Here is a 19,535-nt window from a genome sequence, read left to right on the forward strand (position 1 = left end):
CGTAATGACAACTATGCGGCGATTGGCCGGTATTCACCCCGCTGGCCCGCTTATGGGCTGCTCCGGGGCCAGGTTCCAAAGTCCGTACGTTACGGTAACTTCGCTTTCTGTCACCAGGAAGCATCCCCCACCCCACCCTTCCCGCGCGGCCGCCGCGGCAGTTCGCGCTGCCCGTGCGGCGTCCGCGCACGCTCGTCCAGCCTGGAGACACACGTGAGTACGACCGAGCGAGGCAGCCGGTTCGAGGCCTTAGGGGCCCACATACCGGCGCACACGCTGACCACCCGTGACCTGATCGGACGGACCGGCTCCCTCCACGGCGTGGACGTCCAGCGGATCACCGGAGTCGTGGAGCGCCGGGTCGCCGACCCGGATCCCGCCGCGGGTGAGGACTCCTTCGGAATGGCCCTGTCGGCCGCGCGCGACGCGCTGGCCGTCTCCCGCTACGAAGCCGCCGACCTCGACATCGTCATATCGGCGTCCATCACCCGCTTCAAGGACGGCGGCCGCTTCACCTTCGAACCGTCCTTCGCCGCCTCGCTGGCCCGGGAACTCGGCGCGCGTTCCGCGATCCACTTCGACGTCTCCAACGCCTGCGCGGGCATGATGACCGGCGTCTACCTGCTCGACCGGATGATCCGCTCCGGCGCGGTGCGCCGCGGCCTGGTCGTCAGCGGCGAGCAGGCCACCCGCGTCGCCGACACGGCCGCGCGCGAGCTGAGCGACTCCTACGACCCGCAGTTCGCCTCGCTCTCCGTCGGCGACTCGGGAGCCGCCGTGATCATGGACCGGGCCACCGACGAGGACGACCGCATCCACTACGTCGAGATGCTGACCTGCTCCGAGTACTCCCACCTGTGCATGGGCATGCCCAGCGACCGCAGCGAGGGCATCGCCCTCTACACGGACAACAAGAAGATGCACGACAAGGACCGCCTCGCCCTCTGGCCCCGGTTCCACCAGGACCTGCTGGCCAAGGCCGGCCGGGACTTCGCGGCGGAGGACTTCGACTACGTGGTCCAGCACCAGGTCGGCACCCGCTTCATCGACTACGTCAACGCCACCGGCGAGCGGGAGTTCGACGCCCCGATGCCCACCTCCCTCGCGGTCGTGGAGCGCTTCGGCAACACCGCGACCACCTCCCACTTCCTGACCCTGCGCGAGCACCTGCGGGCCGGCACCGCCCGCCCCGGCTCCACCTTCCTGCTGGTCCCCGCCGCCTCCGGCGTCGTGACCGGCGCCCTGTCCGCCACGATCACGAACATGGGGGTCTGAGCCATGGGCATGGTCATCACCACCGCGGCCACCGCGTACTTCGGCGGCTCCGCCACGTCCGGCGGGACCACCACCGTCGCCCTCGCGGGCCGCGCCGCCCGCGCGTGCCTCACCCGGGCCGGGCTGTCCCCCGCGGCCGTCGGCGTCCTCGTCAACGTCGGGGTCTACCGCGAGTCCAACACCTTCGAACCGGCCCTCGCCGCCCTGGTCCAGAAGGAAGCGGGCATCAGCCTGGACTACCTCGCCGACCCCGCCCCGGCCTTCTCCTTCGACCTCATGAACGGTGCCTGCGGGGTACTGGGCGCCGTCCAGGTCGGCCAGGCGCTCCTCGACACCGGCAGCACCGAGCGCCTCCTGATCACCGCGGCCGACGTGCACCCCGGCGGCGACGCGCGCAGCGACCCCGAATACCCGTACGCCGACCTCGCGGGCGCCTGGCTGCTGGAGCGCGGCGCCGACCCCGGCAGCGGGTTCGGTCCCGTACGCCACTACGCGCCCGAGGGGCCGGTCGGCACCGAGGGGTACCTCGACACGGCGCGCATGGGCGGCGACGGCCGCTCCCTGATCACCGTGCGCCGCGAGCCCGGCCACGCCGCCCGCCGCAGCGCCCTGGCCGCCACCGCGGCCGCCGCCTACGCGCGGGAGTTCGGGCTCGACCTCGCCCGCACCCTCGTCATCGGGCCGCCGGAGCCGGCTCCCGCGGAGGTTCGGGGGGCGCAACCGGCGGAGGTTCGGGCGCCGGAATCCGCCGGGGAGCCGCACACCGCCGCCCCCGTGCTCGGCTACCTCCGGGCGCTGGACGCCGGCCGCCCGCGCGACTGCGACCGGCTGCTCTTCGTCAGCGTGGGCGCGGGCCCCAGCGTGGTCTGCGCGAGCTACACCCCCGAGGGCTGGTGAAAGGCGTGAGCGCGAGCGCGCAGGCGAACGCGCAGGCGAACGCGCAGACGAACGCGCAGGCGAACGCGGCACCGGAGAGCCCGGCCGGTGTGCGCCTCGCCGACCCCGACGCCCGCGAGGGCATGGCCGGTCTCGACGCCCGTGAGGCCATGGCCGGTCTCGCCGACCATCTGGCCCGCAACGCCGCCGCCTTCCCCGACCGGCCCGCCGTCATCCACCCCGAGCACGGCGCCCGCGAGCCGGACGGCCGCCCCCGCTACCGCACCGTGTCCTACGGCCGGTTGCAGCGGCAGGTGGAGGAACTCGCCCACGGCCTGACCCGGGCCGGGATCACCCGGGGCACCAAGACCGTCCTGATGGCACCGCCCGGCCCCGACCTCTTCGCCCTCGCCTTCGCGCTCTTCCGCATCGGCGCCGTCCCCGTCGTCGTCGACCCCGGCATGGGGCTGCGCCGCATGCTCCACTGCTACCGGGCCGTCGGCGCGGAGGCGTTCATCGGACCCCCGCTCGCCCACCTCGTACGCGTCCTGGGCCGCCGCACCTTCGCCGCCGTACGGATCCCCGTCACCCTGGGCCGCGGCCTGCCCGGAGGCCTCGGCGGGCACACCCTCGCCCGGCTGCGCGCCCTGCCGGGACCGGGCAGCGCACCCGCTCCCGCACCCGCTCCCGTCGGCGGCGACGACCTGTTGATGATCGGGTTCACCACCGGAAGCACCGGCCCCGCCAAGGGAGTCGAGTACACCCACCGGATGGCGCTGTCGATCGCCCGCCAGATCGAAGCCGCCCACGGCCGGACCCGGGACGACACCTCGCTCGTCACCCTCCCCTTCTACGGCCTCCTCGACCTGGTCTACGGTTCCACGCTCGTCCTCGCCCCGCTGGCCCCGGCCAAGGTGGCCCAGGCGGACCCGGCCCTGCTCGTGGACGCGCTGGAACGATTCGCCGTCACCACCGTCTTCGCCTCGCCCGCCCTCCTGCGCAACCTCGCCGACCACCTCACCACCCACGACGGCCACCCCCTGCCCGACCTGCGCTGCGTGGTCTCCGGCGGAGCGCCCGTCCCCGACGAGGTCGTCGCCCGACTGCGCGCGGTCCTCGACGAGAAGGCCCGCGTCCACGTGACGTACGGCGCCACCGAGGTACTGCCGATCACCTCGATCGAGTCGGAGGACATCCTGGGGGAGCGGGCGGCCCGTACCGCCACGGGAGCCGGCACCTGCGTCGGCCGGCCCGTCCCCGGAACCCGGGTCCGCATCGCCCCCGTCACCGACGGCCCGCTCCCGCGCCTGCTCCCCGGCGAACCGCCCTTGCCCGTGGGCCGCGTCGGCGAGATCCTCGTCGCGGGCGAGTCCGTCAGCCCCCGCTACCACGGCGCGCCCGACGCGGACGCCCTGCACAAGACGTACGAGTACGAGTACGAGTACGAGTCCGCGTCCGGGTCCGAGGAGACGGGCGGGCGTGGGGACGAGGGCCCGGGCGGGCGCGCGGACCAGCACCCGCGCGGCAGCGCTCCCCTCGTCTGGCACCGCACCGGTGACCTGGGCTACCTCGACGCCGACGGCCACCTCTGGTTCTGCGGCCGCAAGGCCCAGCGGGTGCGCACCGACGGCCAGGATCTGCACACCGTGCGCTGCGAGGGCGTCTTCAACGCCCACCCGCTGGTCCGGCGCACGGCCCTCGTGGGGGTCGGCGCCGGGACCGCCGGGGGCGCCGGGACCGCCGGGGGCGTTGGCCCCGGCCCCGACTCCGGTCCCGCCGCCCCACCGCCCGGGGCCCCTCGCCCCGTCGTCTGCGTGGAGACCGCGCACCCGCTCGACGCCGACGCCTGGCACCACCTCACCGCCGAACTCCGGGCCCTGGCCGCCGCCCACGCCCCCAGCGCCCCGGTCGAGGAGTTCCTGCGCCACCCGGCCTTCCCCGTGGACGTCCGGCACAACGCCAAGATCGGCCGCGAGGAGCTGGCCCGCTGGGCCGAGCGGCAGCTGGCCCCGCCCCCGCGCCCCTGGTCCCGCGCCCGCGCCGCCCGCCTGGTCCCGCTCGCCGGATGGGCGTACCTGCTCGGCGGCGCCGTCTGGGCGGCCATCGCGGGCGCCCCCGACGTACCGCCGCTGCACTGGCTGTGGTGGGCCGACGCGGTCCTCAGCACCGTCGGGCACGCCGTCCAGATCCCCCTCGCCCTGCCCCGGGGCCGGGCCGCCGGACACGGCCGCGCCGCCACCGCCGCGCTCACGATGCTCTACGGCGCCACCTGGTGGCGGTCGCTGTGAACATCCTGATCACCGGAGCCACCGGCTTCCTCGGCGGCCACCTCGTCGACGCCTGCCTGCGCGAAGGGCACGCCGTACGGGCCCTGGTGCGGCCCGGCTCCGACACCGCCCGGCTGCGCGCCCTGCCCGCACTCGAACTCGCCGTCGGCGACCTGGCCGACCCCGTGTCGCTGCGCGCGGCGGCCGCCGGCCAGGACGTCGTCCTGCACAGCGCCGCCCGGGTCGTCGACCACGGCACCCGCGCGCAGTTCCACGAGGCGAACGTCGCCGGGACCCGGCGCCTGCTCACCGCGGCGCGGACCGCGGGCGCCCGCCGGTTCGTCTTCGTCTCCAGCCCCAGCGCGCTGATGCGGGTGCGCGAGGGCGACCGGCTCGGCCTCGACGAGCGCGTCCCGTACCCCACCCGCTTCCTGCACCACTACGCCGCGACCAAGGCCCGCGCCGAGCAGGACGTACTCGCCGCGCACACCCCGGAGTTCACCACCTGCGCCCTGCGCCCGCGCGGCATCTGGGGCACCCGCGACCACGCGGGCTTCCTGCCGACCCTGATCGGCGCGATGCACGCCGGACGGCTCCCCGACCTCTCCGGCGGCAAGCGCGTCCTGGTCTCCCTGTGCCACAGCGACAACGCGGTGGACGCCTGCCTGCGGGCCGTCGCGGCCCCCGCCGAACGGGTCGGCGGCAAGGCCTACTTCGTCGCCGACCGCGAGGTGACCGACCTGTGGGCCTTCCTGGCCCGGGTCGGCGCCGACCTCGGCTGCGCGCCGCCCGCGCCCCGCGTCCCGCTCGTGGCCGGGCGCGCCCTGGCCGCCGCCGCCGAGACCCTGTGGCGGCTGCGGCCGGGAGCGGGCCACGGCGGCCCTCCGCTCAGCCGCTACTCGCTGGCCCTCCTCACCCGTTCCACCACCTACGACACCTCCGCCGCCCGCCGCGACCTCGGCTACGCGGCCCCGCGCACCCAGCCCGACGGCCTGCGCGAACTCCTGCCCTGGGTCCGCTCCCTGGGCGGCCCGCAGGCCTGGTCGCGCCCGAGCACCGGCCGCCCCCAGCGAGGAGCCACCCCCCGATGACCCACCAGACCCACCAGACCCACCAGACCGACCAGACCCACCAGACCCACCAGACCCACGTCACGACGCACGGGGATGCCACCTCCCTCCTCCCCGCCCACTGGTACCGGCGCCCCGTGTCCGCCACCGAGCGGCTCTACCTCGCCGCCGGGGATCCCCGGGGCGCCATGGCCCTGCGGATCGTCATCGAGGGCGATGGCCTGCCCGACCCCGACCGCCTGCGGGCCGCGCTCGCCCGGGCCGCCGAGGCCTGCCCCGGATCACGGCTCGTCCGTACGGGCGCCCAGTGGCGGGCCGAGGGCCCCCCGCCCCGCCTGCGCCACGCCGCCCCGGCGGACCCGCACGACGGCGTCCTCGACGCCACCCTGCTCACCGGCCACACGCACCGCGGTGACCCGCCGGGCTGCGAGGTCCTGGTCGTCCCCGGCCTCGACCCGGCCCGCTCCACCCTGGTCTTCAGCGCCTCCCACGCCCTGATGGACGGTCACGGCGCCCTCCTCTGGGTCCGCGAGGTCTTCCGCGCCCTGCGCGACGAACCTCCCCGCCCGGCCCATTCCCCCGAAACCGACCAAGGCCTCCTCCACCGCCTCAACCTCACCTCCCACCGCCCCACCCCACCCCTGGACCGCCCGTCCCCCCTGGCCCCCGCCGCCCCCTCACCCCGCGCCACCAGCACCTCCGCACATCCCGGCCGAGCCACTGATACCTCCGCCCCCCGCGCCCACGCCGCGGCTGCTGTCACATCGTCAGCCCGTGACACCGGGGGCTCCGCGTCTCCCGGCCAGGGAGCCGGCGGTTCCGCGACCCCGGTCCGTGGCACCCACGGCCCCGAGCGCGCCCTGCCTCCCAGCGAGGGCACCTCAGGCTTTCCCGCGCCCGGCCGTGACGCGGGCTCCGCATTCCCCGACCAGGGCGCCGCGGGCTCCGCGACCCCGGGCCGGGTCACCCATGGTCCTGAGCGCACGCTGCCTCTCGGCGAGGCCGCCGCGGGCTCCGCCGCCGCGGGCTCCGCGGCCCGGGGCCCGGTCACCGACGGCGGAGAACGCACCCTCTGGCTGCGCCGGACCGTGCCCGGTCACCACCCCGCCCTCACCGCACGCCTCGCCCAGGCCCTCGCCGACGCCACCGGGCGGGCCGCCCGGGTCATGATCCCGGCCGACCTGCGCCGGTACGACCCCGACATGGCCGCCACCGGCAACCTCACCCTGCCCCTCTTCCTGGACCTGCGCCCGGACACGGAGTGGACCGTCGCGCACACCCGCCTCCTGACGGCGCTCGCCGAAGGCCGCGAGTGCGCCACCGGTTTCGAGAGCGTGGCCGCCAGGCTGCCGCGGGCGGCCACCGCCCTGCTGCTCCGCGCCGCACAGGCCGCCGCGACCCGCACCGACCGGTACCTGGCCACCGCCGTCGTCTCCCACCTCGGCCGTCTGGACCTGGACGAGTACCGGGGCGGCGGGTTCACCGCCACCGCCCTGCACGCCCTGCCCGTCCACGCGCCGCTGGTACCGATCTCGCTGGTCGCGGCCGAGACCGGTTCGGGCGCCGCCGGCACCGCCCGGACCGAGGTGACGATGGGCGTCCGCGGCGGCGGCGCCACCCTCGCGGTCCGCGCGGCCCACCTCCTCGACGCCACCCTCACCCACATCACGGCCCCCGCCCCCAGGCCCGCGGTCCGGGTCGGCCCCACCCCCGACCCGGACGCGGCCTCCGGCCCCCGCACCGCCTCCACCCCCGGCCCGGGCGACACCTCCGCGTCCCCGCCCGCCCGCGCCCAGGGTTCCGCCCCAGGCACCACCCCCGCCACAGCACCGCCCCCGCCCCCCGGGCCAACCCCCGTCACCAGTCCCCCAGTCCGGGCCGGAGCCACCCCCGACCCGGACGCGGCCCAGCGCGGCGCCCCGGCTCCCACCGTCGTGGACCTCTTCCGGGCGCGGGCCGCCCGTACGCCGTACGCGCACGCCCTCGACGGGCCCGACGGCGTGCTCACGTACGCCGCCCTCGACCAGCGCTCCGACGCCGTCGCCGCCGCGCTGCGCGGCCTCGGCATCGGCCGGGAGGACCCGGTCGCCCTGGTGGTCGAGCGCTCGCCCGCCGGGGTCGCCGCCCTGTGGGGGATCCTCAAGGCGGGCGCCGCCTACCTGCCCCTCGACCCCGCCCACCCCGACGCGCGGATCGCCGAGGTCCTGCGCGACTCCGGCGCCCGGCTCTGCCTGACCCAGCGCCACCTCCTGGACCGGCTGGCCGGGTTCGTACCCTGTCCGGCGCTCGCAGCCGAGGACGTGCCCGACCTGCCCGACCTGCCCGACGGCTCCCCGCCGCCCGCCCCCGGCCCCGCCGCCGCGGACCTCGCGTACGTCATGCACACCTCCGGCTCCACCGGCCGCCCCAAGGGCGTCCGGATCGAGCACGGCAGCCTCGTCGGCTTCGTCCGCTGGATGACCGGCCTCTGCCAGGTCACCGAAACGACCCGCTTCGGCTTCGTCTCCTCCTACGCCTTCGACATCTCGTGCTTCCCGCTGTTCCTGCCCCTCCTCGCGGGCGGTACGGCCGTCCTCGCCCCCGGCGCCCCCTCGCGCGCCACCCTGCGCCGCCTCGTCACCGAACACCGGGCCGACACCCTCGCGTTGACCCCGTCCCACCTGCCGCTGCTCACCCCGGGCGGAGCCGTACGCACCCTGCTGCTCGGCGGCGAGACGCTCACCCCGGCCGCCGTCCGGGCGGCGCGCACGGCCTTCGGCCCGGACTGCCGGATCATCAACGGCTACGGGCCCACCGAAGCCACCGTCGCCTGCCTCGCCCACGTCGTCACGGACGACGACGTCGCCGCCGACGCCGTGACCATCCCGCTCGGCACACCGGGCCCGTACGCCCGGGTCGACCTCGTCGCCGCGGACGGCACCCCCCTCCACGAGACGGCGCACGAAACCGGGCAGACCGGCGAGATCGTCGTCACCGGCCCCCAGATCGCCCGCGGCTACCTGGGCGACCACGACGCCCCCGCCGAGCGGAACGCCCGCCCGTCCCCCTCGTCCCCCTTCTTCACGCTCCCCGACGGCACCCGCGGCTACCGCACGGGCGACCTCGGCCGGTGGCTGCCGGGCGGCGCCATCGCCTTCGCCGGGCGCGTGGACGGCCAGCTCAAGATCGCCGGACACCGGGTCGAACCGGCCGAGACCGTCGCCGCGCTGGAGGCCCACCCCGCCGTCCGCCGCGCCGTGGTGGCCGCCCGCCGCCGTACGGACACCGCCGCGCCGGTGCTGTGCGCGTACGTCGTCCCCCGCGTCCCGTGCCCGGCCACCGGCCAGGACACCGCCCCCGCCACCGGCCAGGACACCGCCCCCGCCACCGCCCCGGACATCGGCCCAGCCACCAACCAGCCCACCGCCCCGGACCTCCCCGCACTGCTGCGCGCCGACCTGGCCCGCCGCCTGCCCGCCCACCTGGTCCCGGCGCACCTCGTCCTGGTCGAGGCGATCCCGAGCGGGGTGAGCGGCAAGGCCGATCTCGACGCGCTCCCCGACCCGTTCGGCCACCCCACCCCGGACCCGGTGGCCCCGTACCCGGCGGCCGCCGACCCACTCCAGGACCCACACCGCGACCCGCTCCGCTCCCGGGTCGCCGAACACTGGGCGGCGGTCCTCGGCACGGACGCGGCCGGGCTGGCGCCCGGCGCGGACTTCCAGGACCTGGGCGGCGATTCCCTCGCCCTGATCGAGATGCTCACGGCGGTCTCCTCGGACCTGCTGACCCGCACCCAGGCCGACCACTTCATGGCCCGACTCGAGTCACTGGTCCGCAATGTGACGCTGGAACAGGTCTGCGCCCACATCGAAGCCGCCCGGGAAGAGGTGCCCGCATGATCTTCATCGGCGACGGCGCCCTGCTGCGCCGGGCCGTACGCCACGCCGCGGCCGAGGGCCACCCCGTCGACCTGGTGTGCTGCGCGGACCCGCTCGACGCGGCCGGCGCCCCTCACCTGGCCGCCCCCGACGTCAACGCGCGGGCCGACACCCTCGCCGCCGCCTGCACCGACGGCATCGTCTGGTCCCTCAACAACCGGCGGATCCTGCGCGCCCCCCTGCTCTCCCGCGGCCTGCGCATCCTCAACATCCACAACGGCCTGCTGCCGCAGCACCGCGGACTGCCCTCCGTCGCGCTCCTCTTCGCCCTTCTGCACGGCGATCCGGAGTACGGCGCCACGCTCCACGAGGTCGATGCGGGCATCGACACCGGGCCCGTACTGGCCGAACACCGCTTCCCCATCGGTCCCGAGGACCGCTACCACCAGGTCATGCTCCAGGGCGTACGAGCCTGCCAGCGCCTCTTCGAGGAACACCTTCCCCACGTGGCGGCGGGCACGCCCGCCACCCCGCCCGCAGCCCCCCACCGGCCCCCGGCACCCGCCGCCTACTACGGCGCCCGCGCCCTGGACCGGCTCGCCGACCATCGAGACCACCCCGCCTACGCCCGCGCCACGGACCTCGGCATCTTCGCGCCGCACGCACCCGAAGTGGCCCGCGCGCTGGCGCACCCGCCACGGCACTAGAGGTGGCGCGAACCAGCCTGACCCTCTGTGAACATCCGAGCCCGATTGCTAGAGATGGTCGACGACCGGACCGGCCGACGACCAGACCGACGACCAGACCGGCGACCACCGGCACCTCGGAAGGGCGCACACGATGTCCACGTCCCCGTCCACGGCACATGCCGCCGTACCCGCCGCACCCGCCACCGCCGCCCCACCCCGCACCCCAGCCCCCGTCCCGCCGCCCACCTGGGACGTACGGGCCCTGCTGCCCGGCCAGTGGGACGCCTTCCACACCGCCATCCGGGAGGCCTTACACGAGCCCGAGCCCGAGCCCGAGCCCGAGCCCGAGCCCGAGACCGAGCCCGGTGAGGCGACCGCCCTGTGGCGGCGCCTGGCCGAGCCCGAACGCTGCGTGGTCGTGCGCGACGGCGCCCACATCGTGGGCACGGCCGGGCTCTTCTCCTTCCGGATGAGCGTCCCCGGCGGACACCTCGTCCGGACCGCGGGCGTGACCATGGTCGGCGTCCGGCCCACCCACCGGCGCCGCGGGATCCTCGCCGACCTGATGCGCCACCAGCTGGAATCCCTCCAGCGCCAGGGCGAACCCCTCGCCGCCCTGACCGCCCCCGACGCCCCGGTCCACGCCCGCTTCGGCTTCGGCGCCGCCGCCCGCCGGCTCTCCCTCGACATCCGGTCCCGCCGCTTCACCCTCCGCACCCCCGCCTCCACCCCCACCCGCACCCCCATCCGCACCGCCCCCGAAGACCACGCCGCGGACCTCACCCTCACCCTCGAAGACCCGTACGAGGCCCTGGCCACCACCGAGGCCCTGTACGCGCGCCAAGTCCCGGCACGCCCCGGCATGCTGGCCCGCGCCCCCGGCTGGGAACACCTGCCGCTGCTGGACCCGCCCGCCACCCGCGCCGGCGCCCACCCCCTGGAGTGCGTCGTCGCCCGCGTCGACGGCCGCCCCGCGGGCTACGCCCGCTACACCGTGACGGCCGCCCGGTCGGCCCCGGACACCGCCGAGGGCATCGTCCGCGTCCGTGACATCGAGGCCACCGACCCGCGCGCCTACGCCGCCCTGTGGCGCTTCCTCCTCGACACCGGCCTCACCTCGCGCGTCGTGGCCCCCAACCGCCCCGTGGACGACGCCCTGCTGCACCTCGTCCCCGACGTGCGGCACTGCGCCCCGACCGTGCTGGACAGCCTCTACGTACGCGTCGTCGACGCCCCGATCGCCCTGACCGCCCGCTCCTACGCGGCCCCCCTCGACGTCGTCCTGGACCTCGACGACGCGCAGGCCCCCTGGAACCGGGGCCGCTGGCGCCTCACCGGCGACACCACCGGCGCGGTGTGCGCCCGTACGTACGACACCCCCGACCTCTCGCTGGACGCCTCCGCGCTCGGCTCGGCCTACCTGGGCGGCACCACCTTGACGGAACTGGCGGCGGCGGGCCGGGTCCGGGAACACACCCCGGGCGCCCTCGCCGCCACCACGACGGCCTTCGCCTCGCCCACCGCCCCCTGGCTCCCGCACGGCTTCGGCCGCCCCTGAACACCCACCAACCCACCAACCCACCAACCCACCAACCCACCAACCCACCAACCCACCAACCCACCAACCCACCAGTCCACCCACCACGCCCTATGGCGCCGCCTCCCACGGGTCCCCCGCGAGCGGATCGGCCCGCCCCGGCGAGAGCAGACCGTCCTGGATCAGCCGGTTGGTCATGCTGAGCTTGTCGGGGGCCGGCCGGCCGACGCGGTCGTAGTGCCTGCGGGCGCGTTCGATGTGGGTGGCGACCGTGCTGGGGGCCATGAACAGCTTCCGGGCCACCGCCTGTTTGGACAGCCCGCTGCACCAGGCGCGGAGCACCTCGACCTGCTTCTCGGACAGCTCCGGCTTGTCGGGGGAGGGGTCCGCGACGATCATTCCGGCGTGCTTCGGAGTGGTGTACGTCAGCCCCCGCGCCGCGGCCCGGATGGCGTCCAGCAGGTGTTCCTCGCCCTCCACCTTGGTCACGAACGACTTGGCGCCCAGGCGCCCGCACTCCAGGATGACGGCCGGTGACTCCTCGCCGGAGAACACGACGACGTTGCGCCCCGCGCTGACCAGCCGGCGCAGTTCGTGGAACTCGTGCACCTCCTGCTTCACCAGCCCCAGGTCGAAGATGACGACGTCGGCCTCGGCGCCCTCGCCGGTCCACACCCGGCTGAGCCGGTCGCCCGCCGAAATGAGACGGATCGGGGGGCGGGCCCGCGAGCACCACTCGCGCACCCCGTTGATGACCACCTTGTGGTTGTCGACGATCACGACGGTGATCGGCCGGTCCTCCTCCATTGCGCCTCCATCCAGAGGGTGTCGTCGTCCGCGTCGAAGAAGCTGTCGATCTCTATCGCGGCGCTCTCGGGCGGCGGCAGGCCGATCGCCCCACAGTCACCGACCACCTGCACCGATATGAACTCGGGCGTGAACATCACGGTGACGCGCGCCCAGCTCCGGGCGCGGGCCAGCGCGGGCAGCGGGAAGTTCCCGAGCGCCAGCCGGATGTCCGGCGGCGGATCGACCGCCGTGCCGTAGGTGGAGATCTCCGCCTTGACCTTGCGGCGCTCCGCGGTGTCCACGTACTGCCGCAGCTCGTGGACCAGCTGGTTCGGTACCTCGTCGGTCTCGACGAAGAGCCGGCGCATCCGCGCGGCCTCGATCCAGCAGTCCCGCTGGACCTCCGGGTCCCCGCTGTCGAGGCTGCCGTCCGCGAGTCCGCGCAGCAGCGGGCCCGCGGAGTGCAGCAGACCGGCGTAACTGTCCTGCAGCGCCTGCGCGGTCCGCGCGGCGACCCGCTCGGAATGCCGGATGTCCTCGGTCTGGCGGCGCGCCGCCTCCGCGTCGCGCGCCGTGGCGCGCAGGGCCGTGGCGGCCACCCCGCAGGCCAGCGGGAAGCCGATCGTGCCGAGGGAGCCGGTGACGAAGTTCAGTACGGCGCCTTCCTCCAGGGGCCCCGACAGGGCGAGGTTCACCGCGGTGATCGCCTCGTGCGCGCCCAGGAAGAGGACCAGTTGGGCCATCGGCCGCTCCAGGAGCAGCACGACCCCGATCCAGCCGACGGTGCCGAACGCCCAGTCGGCGGCGGTCGTGGGAGTCCCGGCGGGCAGCGACGCGCAGGACAGGACCGACGCGGCGAGGGCGAGCGCGACACCGGCCCAGCGGGCCCGGCCCCACGAGCGGCGGCGCAGGATCAGCACGCCCTCGACGGCGGCGATGCCGAGCAGCACGCCGTACGCCAGGAGCTGCATCCACAGCGGCCGGTACAGGCCGACGCTGCGCAGCCAGCTCATGGACAGCAGCACGATGCCGGAGATGCCCAGCACGGCCATGCGCAGGTGGCGCAGGAACTCGGCCGCGGTGGGCTCGGCCGCCCGCTGGAAGGCCCGCACGTGCTGGAAGGCCCGCACGTGCCGCAAGGCCCGCACCCGAGGGGAGGTCACCACCCGCTGAAAGGTCTTCATCGTCGCCACTCCAGACTGACGGTGGTTCCGCTGCCGGGCAGGGAGCGGATCCGGGCCCGGCCGCCGACTTCCTCGACGCGTTCGAGGATGGAACCGCGCACCCCGCGCCGGCCGGACGAGATGCCGGCGAGGTCGAAGCCGGTCCCTTCGTCGACCACGTCGACGCGCACCCCGTCGGCCGATCCGTCGACCGTGACCGCGCAGTGGCCCACCTCGGCGTGGCGCGTCACGTTGACGAGCGCCTCCCCGGTGGCATCGGCCAGCGCGACGGTCACCGGCATGGGCAGCCACAGCGCCTGCGGCCCCCGCAGTTCGACCCGCACGGCCGTGAGCCCGATGGTCTCCCGCAACCGCTGGATCAGATCCGCCTCGACGGCCGGTCCGGCCTCCCAGGACAGCAGCCGGCGCAGGTCGCGGGCCGCCTGCGCGGCCAGCAGACCGGCGGGATCGATCCGGGTGCCCACGCCGACCAGCAGCAGGGTCGTGGCCGCGGTGTCGTGCAGCGTCCGGTTGTGCGCCCGCTTGGCGGCCCGGATGCGCGCCTTCGCCGCCTGCTCGGCGCGCGCCGCCTCGGCGCCCGCGGCGGCCTCGTCGGCCAGCCGTCCGCCGCGCAGCATCAGCGTCCAGAGCATGCGCCCGAGCGAGGCCACCACGAGCGACCAGCCCGCGGTCACCAGGCTGTCGAGCGAGCTGTGTTCGGGCAGCGCGACGGCCGTGCCGACGACGGCGCCGGACAGCACGATCAGGGCGGCCACCCCGCCGAGCCGCCATCCCGCGTAGTACTGGTAGCCGACGCACGCGAACGACAGGAACGGCAGCATCCAGGACCTGCCGTGCTCCAGCCAGTCCAGGGGCACCGACCACGGCGCGCTCGAGGCCAGCGCGGCCAGTACGGCGGCGTCGGCCAGGGTCGTCGCGGCCCCCGGTCCCCGGCGCAGGGCCCGTACGTACAGCACGCTCCACACCGCCACCAGCGACAGGACCGCGAAGGCCACCCCCGCGGAGGGCGCCGCGGGCGCCGCCAGCGCGGCGACCAGGAGCGTCGGGACGCCCGTCCCGATCCGGATCACGGCCACGTAGCGGCGGCCGAGCGCGTACAGGTGGGTGACCGCGCTGTCGGCCACGGCTACCGGCATGAGCCCCGCCTCCCCGCCCCTCGCCCTCGCACCGGGCCGCCCGTGCCCCACGACCTCACGACCTCACGACCTCACGACCTCACGGAGCCGATTGTGCCGGTCCGCCGGACCGCGCGCTGTCGGTCGCTCGCACGACTCCCAACGGGCCCCGCCGTCCGTAGCGTTGGCGCCGAGAACGGGCCGTCCGGCCGGTTCCCGCCCACCCCGCCACCAGGAAGGCGCCCATGTCCAGCCCGCACCCGCACCCGCACCCGCAGCCCCACTCGCACCGCCGTCCCCGCACCCGGCCCGGCGCCGGCGCCTACCGTGGGCTCGCCGCGGCCGCCACCGCCGTCGTGGGCAGCGCGGTCCTGCTCCTCGGCCCCGCGTCCCCGGCCTCGGCGACCACCACCCCCGGCACCAACGCCACCCCCTACAACGAGGGCGGCGAGACCTGGGACACCGACGGCTGTACGGACGTCCCCGACTCCGGCGTCCACTACGCCCGGGTCATGTTCGGCAAGCCGCCCTTCAGCGCCTACGGCTACCTCGCCGGGCGCTACGACTTCCACCACGCCTGCAAGCACCACGACGGCTGCTACAAGTTCCGCTGGGCGGACCGGGCGACCTGCGACCAGTGGTTCCGCAACGACATGCACGCCTCCTGCGCCGCCATGAAGTCCAACGCGGCGTGCGACGCGCGCGCCGAGCTGTACTACCGGGGGGTGCGCGTCTTCGGGGAGGTCCCCTGGAAGCTGCACGACATCAGGATCGCGATGAACCAGTACGTCGCCTGAACCAGTACGTCGCCTGATCCACGTGCTCCGTATGCTCCGCGCTCCGTATGCTCCGCTTCCCGCCCGGCCTCCACAGTGGCCGGGCGAGAACGGGTCCGCTCGCCCCCTGTTGGTTCTCGGCACGGGAGCGGGCGGCTTCCGGATGGAAGGCCGACACCAACGGTGCCCTGCCCCCATTGACGGGGGTGGGCGCCGCGATTGCAAGGAAAACCGGGAACTTCTCCCGGCCGGGCCCGCTTGTGCCCTCGACCAGCACCGGAACGGTCATCCGTGTTCAGCCCGATGTCACTCCATGACCGTCATTGTTCCGTGAATTCATGATCACGTGGCGTGGTGACGGGTCGGCGGTCCATGCTGTGCCTCCCCAACAACCGGCCGGCACCCGGGCGTTGGGATCCCCGCCGACGGCTCCGGATGGCCCGGCGGGCAACAGGCCGACTCAACCAACGAAGTCGAGGGACGACCATGCCGAAGAAGTACCTCGTGTTCATCGTCGCGCTGCTGATGGTGCTCGGCTGGAGCGTGGCGATGACCGCGATGGGCCAGAGCGCCGCGATCGCGACCCTCGCCCCGGCCCTGGGGCTGACCTTCCAGCAGATCTTCCAGGTGGCCCGGTCCCGGACCGCCGCGGCCTCCGGGCACCGTGTGGCGACGGTGCCCGACGGGGAGGACAGCACCCCGTGACCATGCCCTTCGAGTCGCGGGTACCGGCCCCCCAGCCGGTGCCCGCACGTCCCGGCCGCAAACTCGGTCCGATAGCGGACACCGTCGGCAGCTCCCACCGCGCGTGGCTCGAGCACACGCGCGACAGCTACCTCGCCAGCGGCCTGACCCTCAGCGAACTGGGCCTGCGGATCCCGCTGGCCAAGTCCAAGCTCTCCGAGCTGCTGCGCGGCCTGGGCCTGTACCCGCGGTGGGAGGTCGTCCACCGCCTCTCCGCCGAGCTGGACATGCCCGTCTCCCCCCTCTACCGGCTGTGGCGGCAGGCCGCCCTGGACGCGCAGAAGACCTGCGAATGGGTCCAGCGCTCCAGCGACAAGTCCGCGCTGACCACCCCGCACCCCCACCCGCCCGTCGCGCACGAACCGTTCCGCCGGACCGTGGAGGGCGACTACCGCCGCTACGCCCAGGTGTTCCTCACCGACGCGTCGCGCGACGCGGCCGTGGACGACACCTTCGACATCCTCTGGCTGTCCTGGAACAGCGCGCTGGCCAGCCCCGACATACGCCGCTACGCCTGGAACATCCTGCGCGCCACCGTCATGGCCAAGACCCCGCACCTGGACGGCCGGCCCGAGCTGGGCTCCGCGGTCTTCGACACCGTCGTCATGCGCGGCCTCACCGGCGTGGCCGAGCGGGCGGAGCAGATGGCCGAGAGCCTCGAACTCTTCCGGGCCATCAGCCGGCTGCCCGACCACCTCCTGGACGTCATGGTGCTGCGCCACCTGTGCGGCCACACCGTCGAGCAGACCTCCGCCCTGCTGGGCGTCCCGCCGCCCGTGGTCCGGTCCGACGAACGCCACGCCATCCGCGTCATCTTCCCGCCGCCCGAGAGCGAAGGTCCCATCGAATGACAGCCGTCGAAGCGATCCTGGCACGCGCGCTGCTGGTCCGAGACCGCGCCGTACCCCGGGACGTCGTCCGCCCCGACCCCCGCCCCCTCCCTCCGGCCGACATCACGCCCGCCGTCCCGCGCGAGGCCCAGAAGGCCACCACCGCCGCGGCCGAGAACCTGCGCGCGCTGTGCGAGACGCTGGTCAGCCACACCCCGGCCGTCATCGTCACCAAGTTCGTCACCGACCAGGTCCCCGAGCCCCGCAGCGCCCTCGTCCTGGCCTGCGTACTGCAACTGACGGAAGCCGACGACGGCGCCCGCTTCTGGTGGCAGTACGCCGCCGGCGCCGGCCAGGCCACCGCCGCCTACTGCCTCTACCTGCACCACCTGTCCCTCGGCGAGCACGACGCCGCCCAGTGGTGGCACCGCCAGACCGACGCCGCCCAATCCGCCCCCGCCCCCGGAGCGGCCTCCGAAGGCGCCGCCGGAGCCGCGTACCGAGCCGACGAACGGATCACCAGCGCCTCCACCACCACGATCCTGCGCGTCCTGCACCGCCTCGCCAAACAGATGACCCGGCACCGCTCGCCCGCCGTGACGGAGCTGATGGACTACATGCCCACGGCCGTCGCCACCGGTTACCTCCGCGAGCCCGACCTGGACCTCCCCATGCCCGGCCCCGACTTCGCGGCCCGCATCCGCGCCCTGCTGACCCCGCGCCCCCACGAACACCGCCACGAGTCCCCGTCCCTGTGCCCGGCCCCGTGAACGGCGGACCCCGGACCGCGTACAGCAACAGCAACAGCAACAGCGACAGCAACAGCAACAGCGACACGCACACGCCCACGCATCACCGTACGAACGTCCCCGCGCCGAGCCGTGTCGCGTCCACGCTCGCCGCGCCGTTCACCGCACCCTGCTCGCGTATGCCGTCGGCCGGCCCGAACCAGCGGGTCAGCACCTCGGTGAGGCCGGCCCCGCCGGCCCAGCAGACGTACCCGTCCGGGCGGACGAGCACGGCCTCGGCGCCGATCGCCCCGGCCTCCGCCCGGGCCCGTATCCGTACGACCCGGTCGTCCCAGGGGTCCGCGGCGGTGAGCGGGGCATCGCCGAGCAGGAGCAGGACACCGCGCCCGGAGCGGGTCAGGTCGCTGTACCGGACCGGCTCGCCCTCGACGAGGAGGTCGAGGTCGGGCATCCGCAGGCCGAGCAGCGGGTGCGCGGCGGCGTCGGGCGCCGGGTAGCAGAGGTCGAGCCCGGACATCATCCCGGCCAGATGCCGGTTGGCGTCCGGCAGGCGCATCACGTCGGTTATCACCTCCCGGAGTTCGCCCAGCCCGTCATCACCCGGCGCCCCCATGAGCGCGCCCTGGGCCCGGGTGAGGGTGAGCACCCGCGCGGCGACCGGGTGCCGCTCGGCGTCGTAGGTGTCCAGCAGCTGCTCGCCCACCTCGCCGCGCAGGACGGCGGCGAGCTTCCAGCCGAGGTTGAAGGCGTCCTGGACACCGAGGTTGAGCCCCTGACCGCCCGCGGGGGAGTGGATGTGGGCGGAGTCCCCGGCGAAGAAGACGCGGCCGTGCCGGTAGTGCTCCAGCTGCCGGCTGGCGTCGCTGAACCGGGAGGCGTAGCGGATCTCGGCGACGTCGAGCTCCGAGTCCTGGGTGGCCCGCAGCACCTCGCGGATCTCCTCCACCGTGACCGGGGCGTCGCGGTCGGCCAGCTGGGTCCGCGGGCCGCTGAGGATGATCTTGTGCAGCCCGTTGCTCAGGGGCGTGATCATGGCGAAGTGGCCTTCGGGCGAGGTGCGGATCCTGCTGCTGATGTGCCCGGACGAGCTGTCGTCGGCGTAGCCGGTGAGCACCAGGTCGGCGGTGGCCATGCGGACGGTGGCGGCCCGCCCGGGGAAGGCGGCGCCGACGAGCTTGCGCACGCTGCTGTGCGCGCCGTCGCAGGCGACCAGGTACCGGCCGTGCAGCGACCGGGTCCCCTCCGGTCCGTCGACGGTGACCGTGACGCCGTCGGCGTCCTGGCGCAGGCCCGTCACCTGGTGCTCCCGGCGTATCCGGACGCCCAGTTCGGTCAGCCGATCCTCGAGTACGGCCTCGAGCTGGTCCTGCGGCAGCAGGACGGGGTGCGGGTAACGGGTGTCCCAGGCCGCGTAGTCCAGCGGTACCGGCAGCCCCGCGAAGTGGCCGCCGACCAACTGGTAGTCGATCGAGCGCTCGAGCGCGCCACCGAGCAGCCCGCGCAGCTCCAGCATCTCGGCGGTCCGGGGCTGGATCGCCCCGGCGCGGGACTGGAGGTTGCGGCCCGGCAGCCGGTCCAGCACCACAGCGGGTACGCCGGCCAGCGCCAGCTCGGTGGCGAGCGTGAGCCCGGCCCCGCCCGCCCCGACGACGATGACCTCGGTGACCTCGCTGTCGGCGGAGCTCTCGGCGGTGCTGTGCCCGGGGCTGTAGACGGAGCTGTTCATGGCGCCTCCCAAAGGTAATTTCTTCACCAGGACTAGAACTATACCAGG

15 protein-coding genes are annotated in these 19,535 nt (G+C 75.0%); 11 read left to right on the plus strand and 4 right to left on the minus strand.

Features of this window, described 5'->3' with window-relative positions; translation table 11 throughout:
• Nucleotides 1-213 precede the first annotated feature (213 nt).
• The 7 genes from ABT084_RS26190 to ABT084_RS26220 all read left to right on the plus strand — a co-directional run bounded on the left by ABT084_RS26190 (nucleotide 214) and on the right by ABT084_RS26220 (nucleotide 11,595).
• Nucleotides 214-1,275 (plus strand): 3-oxoacyl-ACP synthase III family protein, encoded by a 1,062-nt coding sequence (locus ABT084_RS26190; RefSeq protein WP_351048544.1) that lies wholly within the window; start codon nucleotides 214-216, stop codon nucleotides 1,273-1,275.
• A 3-nt stretch (nucleotides 1,276-1,278) separates the two neighbouring features.
• Entirely contained in the window at nucleotides 1,279-2,172 is an 894-nt protein-coding gene (locus tag ABT084_RS26195; RefSeq protein WP_351048547.1) for a hypothetical protein, read from the plus strand.
• A 5-nt stretch (nucleotides 2,173-2,177) separates the two neighbouring features.
• A complete protein-coding gene (locus tag ABT084_RS26200) occupies nucleotides 2,178-4,439 on the plus strand; it encodes a fatty acid CoA ligase family protein (RefSeq protein ID WP_351048549.1) in 2,262 nt (753 codons plus the stop codon).
• Nucleotides 4,424-5,509 carry an NAD-dependent epimerase/dehydratase family protein gene (locus tag ABT084_RS26205; protein ID WP_351048552.1) on the plus strand — a complete coding sequence of 362 codons (1,086 nt, stop codon included), beginning with the start codon at nucleotides 4,424-4,426 and terminating at the stop codon, nucleotides 5,507-5,509. The genes ABT084_RS26200 and ABT084_RS26205 overlap by 16 nt, the downstream gene beginning before the upstream one ends.
• Entirely contained in the window at nucleotides 5,506-9,369 is a 3,864-nt protein-coding gene (locus ABT084_RS26210; RefSeq protein ID WP_351048555.1) for an amino acid adenylation domain-containing protein, read from the plus strand. The genes ABT084_RS26205 and ABT084_RS26210 overlap by 4 nt, the downstream gene beginning before the upstream one ends.
• On the plus strand, nucleotides 9,366-10,055 hold the full coding sequence (locus ABT084_RS26215; protein WP_351048558.1) for a formyltransferase family protein: 690 nt from the start codon (nucleotides 9,366-9,368) through the stop codon (nucleotides 10,053-10,055). Before ABT084_RS26210 ends, ABT084_RS26215 begins: the two co-directional genes overlap by 4 nt.
• 133 nt (nucleotides 10,056-10,188) lie before the next feature.
• Nucleotides 10,189-11,595, plus strand: a complete 1,407-nt coding sequence (locus ABT084_RS26220; protein ID WP_351048560.1) for a GNAT family N-acetyltransferase — start codon at nucleotides 10,189-10,191, stop codon at nucleotides 11,593-11,595.
• Nucleotides 11,596-11,685: 90 nt separating this feature from the next.
• Here ABT084_RS26220 and ABT084_RS26225 read toward each other — a convergent pair whose 3' ends face one another.
• From ABT084_RS26225 to ABT084_RS26235, 3 genes are read right to left on the minus strand one after another with little or no spacing between them, the layout of a single operon-like run.
• Nucleotides 11,686-12,381 (minus strand): LuxR C-terminal-related transcriptional regulator, encoded by a 696-nt coding sequence (locus tag ABT084_RS26225; protein WP_351048563.1) that lies wholly within the window; start codon nucleotides 12,379-12,381, stop codon nucleotides 11,686-11,688.
• Complete coding sequence (locus ABT084_RS26230) at nucleotides 12,351-13,547, minus strand: hypothetical protein (RefSeq protein ID WP_351048565.1); 1,197 nt, start codon at nucleotides 13,545-13,547, stop codon at nucleotides 12,351-12,353. The genes ABT084_RS26225 and ABT084_RS26230 overlap by 31 nt, the downstream gene beginning before the upstream one ends.
• Entirely contained in the window at nucleotides 13,544-14,683 is a 1,140-nt protein-coding gene (locus ABT084_RS26235; protein ID WP_351048568.1) for a sensor histidine kinase, read from the minus strand. The genes ABT084_RS26230 and ABT084_RS26235 overlap by 4 nt, the downstream gene beginning before the upstream one ends.
• A 224-nt stretch (nucleotides 14,684-14,907) precedes the next feature.
• Between ABT084_RS26235 and ABT084_RS26240 the strand changes: the two genes are divergently transcribed.
• The 4 genes from ABT084_RS26240 to ABT084_RS26255 all read left to right on the plus strand — a co-directional run bounded on the left by ABT084_RS26240 (nucleotide 14,908) and on the right by ABT084_RS26255 (nucleotide 17,782).
• Nucleotides 14,908-15,459, plus strand: a complete 552-nt coding sequence (locus ABT084_RS26240) for a phospholipase A2 (protein WP_351048571.1) — start codon at nucleotides 14,908-14,910, stop codon at nucleotides 15,457-15,459.
• A gap of 465 nt (nucleotides 15,460-15,924) precedes the next feature.
• Nucleotides 15,925-16,143: a hypothetical protein gene (locus ABT084_RS26245; RefSeq protein ID WP_351048574.1), complete on the plus strand. Its 219-nt coding sequence runs from the start codon at nucleotides 15,925-15,927 to the stop codon at nucleotides 16,141-16,143.
• A gap of 2 nt (nucleotides 16,144-16,145) precedes the next feature.
• The gene (locus ABT084_RS26250; RefSeq protein WP_351048660.1) at nucleotides 16,146-17,033 is read left to right on the plus strand and encodes a sigma-70 family RNA polymerase sigma factor; all 888 of its coding nucleotides are present in this window, start codon (nucleotides 16,146-16,148) and stop codon (nucleotides 17,031-17,033) included.
• Complete coding sequence (locus ABT084_RS26255) at nucleotides 17,030-17,782, plus strand: hypothetical protein (RefSeq protein ID WP_351048577.1); 753 nt, start codon at nucleotides 17,030-17,032, stop codon at nucleotides 17,780-17,782. The genes ABT084_RS26250 and ABT084_RS26255 overlap by 4 nt, the downstream gene beginning before the upstream one ends.
• 82 nt (nucleotides 17,783-17,864) lie before the next feature.
• On the opposite strand, the gene ABT084_RS26260 is transcribed toward ABT084_RS26255, so the two are convergent.
• The gene (locus ABT084_RS26260) at nucleotides 17,865-19,487 is read right to left on the minus strand and encodes an FAD-dependent oxidoreductase (RefSeq protein ID WP_351048580.1); all 1,623 of its coding nucleotides are present in this window, start codon (nucleotides 19,485-19,487) and stop codon (nucleotides 17,865-17,867) included.
• Between the last annotated feature and the right edge of the window lie 48 nt (nucleotides 19,488-19,535).

It is taken from the genome of Streptomyces sp. NPDC002138 (genome assembly GCF_040296485.1).
Lineage (GTDB): Bacteria > Actinomycetota > Actinomycetes > Streptomycetales > Streptomycetaceae > Streptomyces.

Coding starts and splice junctions, on each gene's coding strand:
- ABT084_RS26245 (WP_351048574.1), top strand. CDS start 15,925: ATGCCGAAGAAGTACCTCGTGTTCATCGTCGCGCTGCTGATGGTGCTC.
- ABT084_RS26240 (WP_351048571.1), top strand. CDS start 14,908: ATGTCCAGCCCGCACCCGCACCCGCACCCGCAGCCCCACTCGCACCGC.
- ABT084_RS26220 (WP_351048560.1), top strand. CDS start 10,189: ATGTCCACGTCCCCGTCCACGGCACATGCCGCCGTACCCGCCGCACCC.
- ABT084_RS26255 (WP_351048577.1), top strand. CDS start 17,030: ATGACAGCCGTCGAAGCGATCCTGGCACGCGCGCTGCTGGTCCGAGAC.
- ABT084_RS26225 (WP_351048563.1), bottom strand. CDS start 12,381: ATGGAGGAGGACCGGCCGATCACCGTCGTGATCGTCGACAACCACAAG.
- ABT084_RS26250 (WP_351048660.1), top strand. CDS start 16,146: ATGCCCTTCGAGTCGCGGGTACCGGCCCCCCAGCCGGTGCCCGCACGT.
- ABT084_RS26210 (WP_351048555.1), top strand. CDS start 5,506: ATGACCCACCAGACCCACCAGACCCACCAGACCGACCAGACCCACCAG.
- ABT084_RS26195 (WP_351048547.1), top strand. CDS start 1,279: ATGGGCATGGTCATCACCACCGCGGCCACCGCGTACTTCGGCGGCTCC.
- ABT084_RS26235 (WP_351048568.1), bottom strand. CDS start 14,683: ATGCCGGTAGCCGTGGCCGACAGCGCGGTCACCCACCTGTACGCGCTC.
- ABT084_RS26260 (WP_351048580.1), bottom strand. CDS start 19,487: ATGAACAGCTCCGTCTACAGCCCCGGGCACAGCACCGCCGAGAGCTCC.
- ABT084_RS26230 (WP_351048565.1), bottom strand. CDS start 13,547: ATGAAGACCTTTCAGCGGGTGGTGACCTCCCCTCGGGTGCGGGCCTTG.
- ABT084_RS26215 (WP_351048558.1), top strand. CDS start 9,366: ATGATCTTCATCGGCGACGGCGCCCTGCTGCGCCGGGCCGTACGCCAC.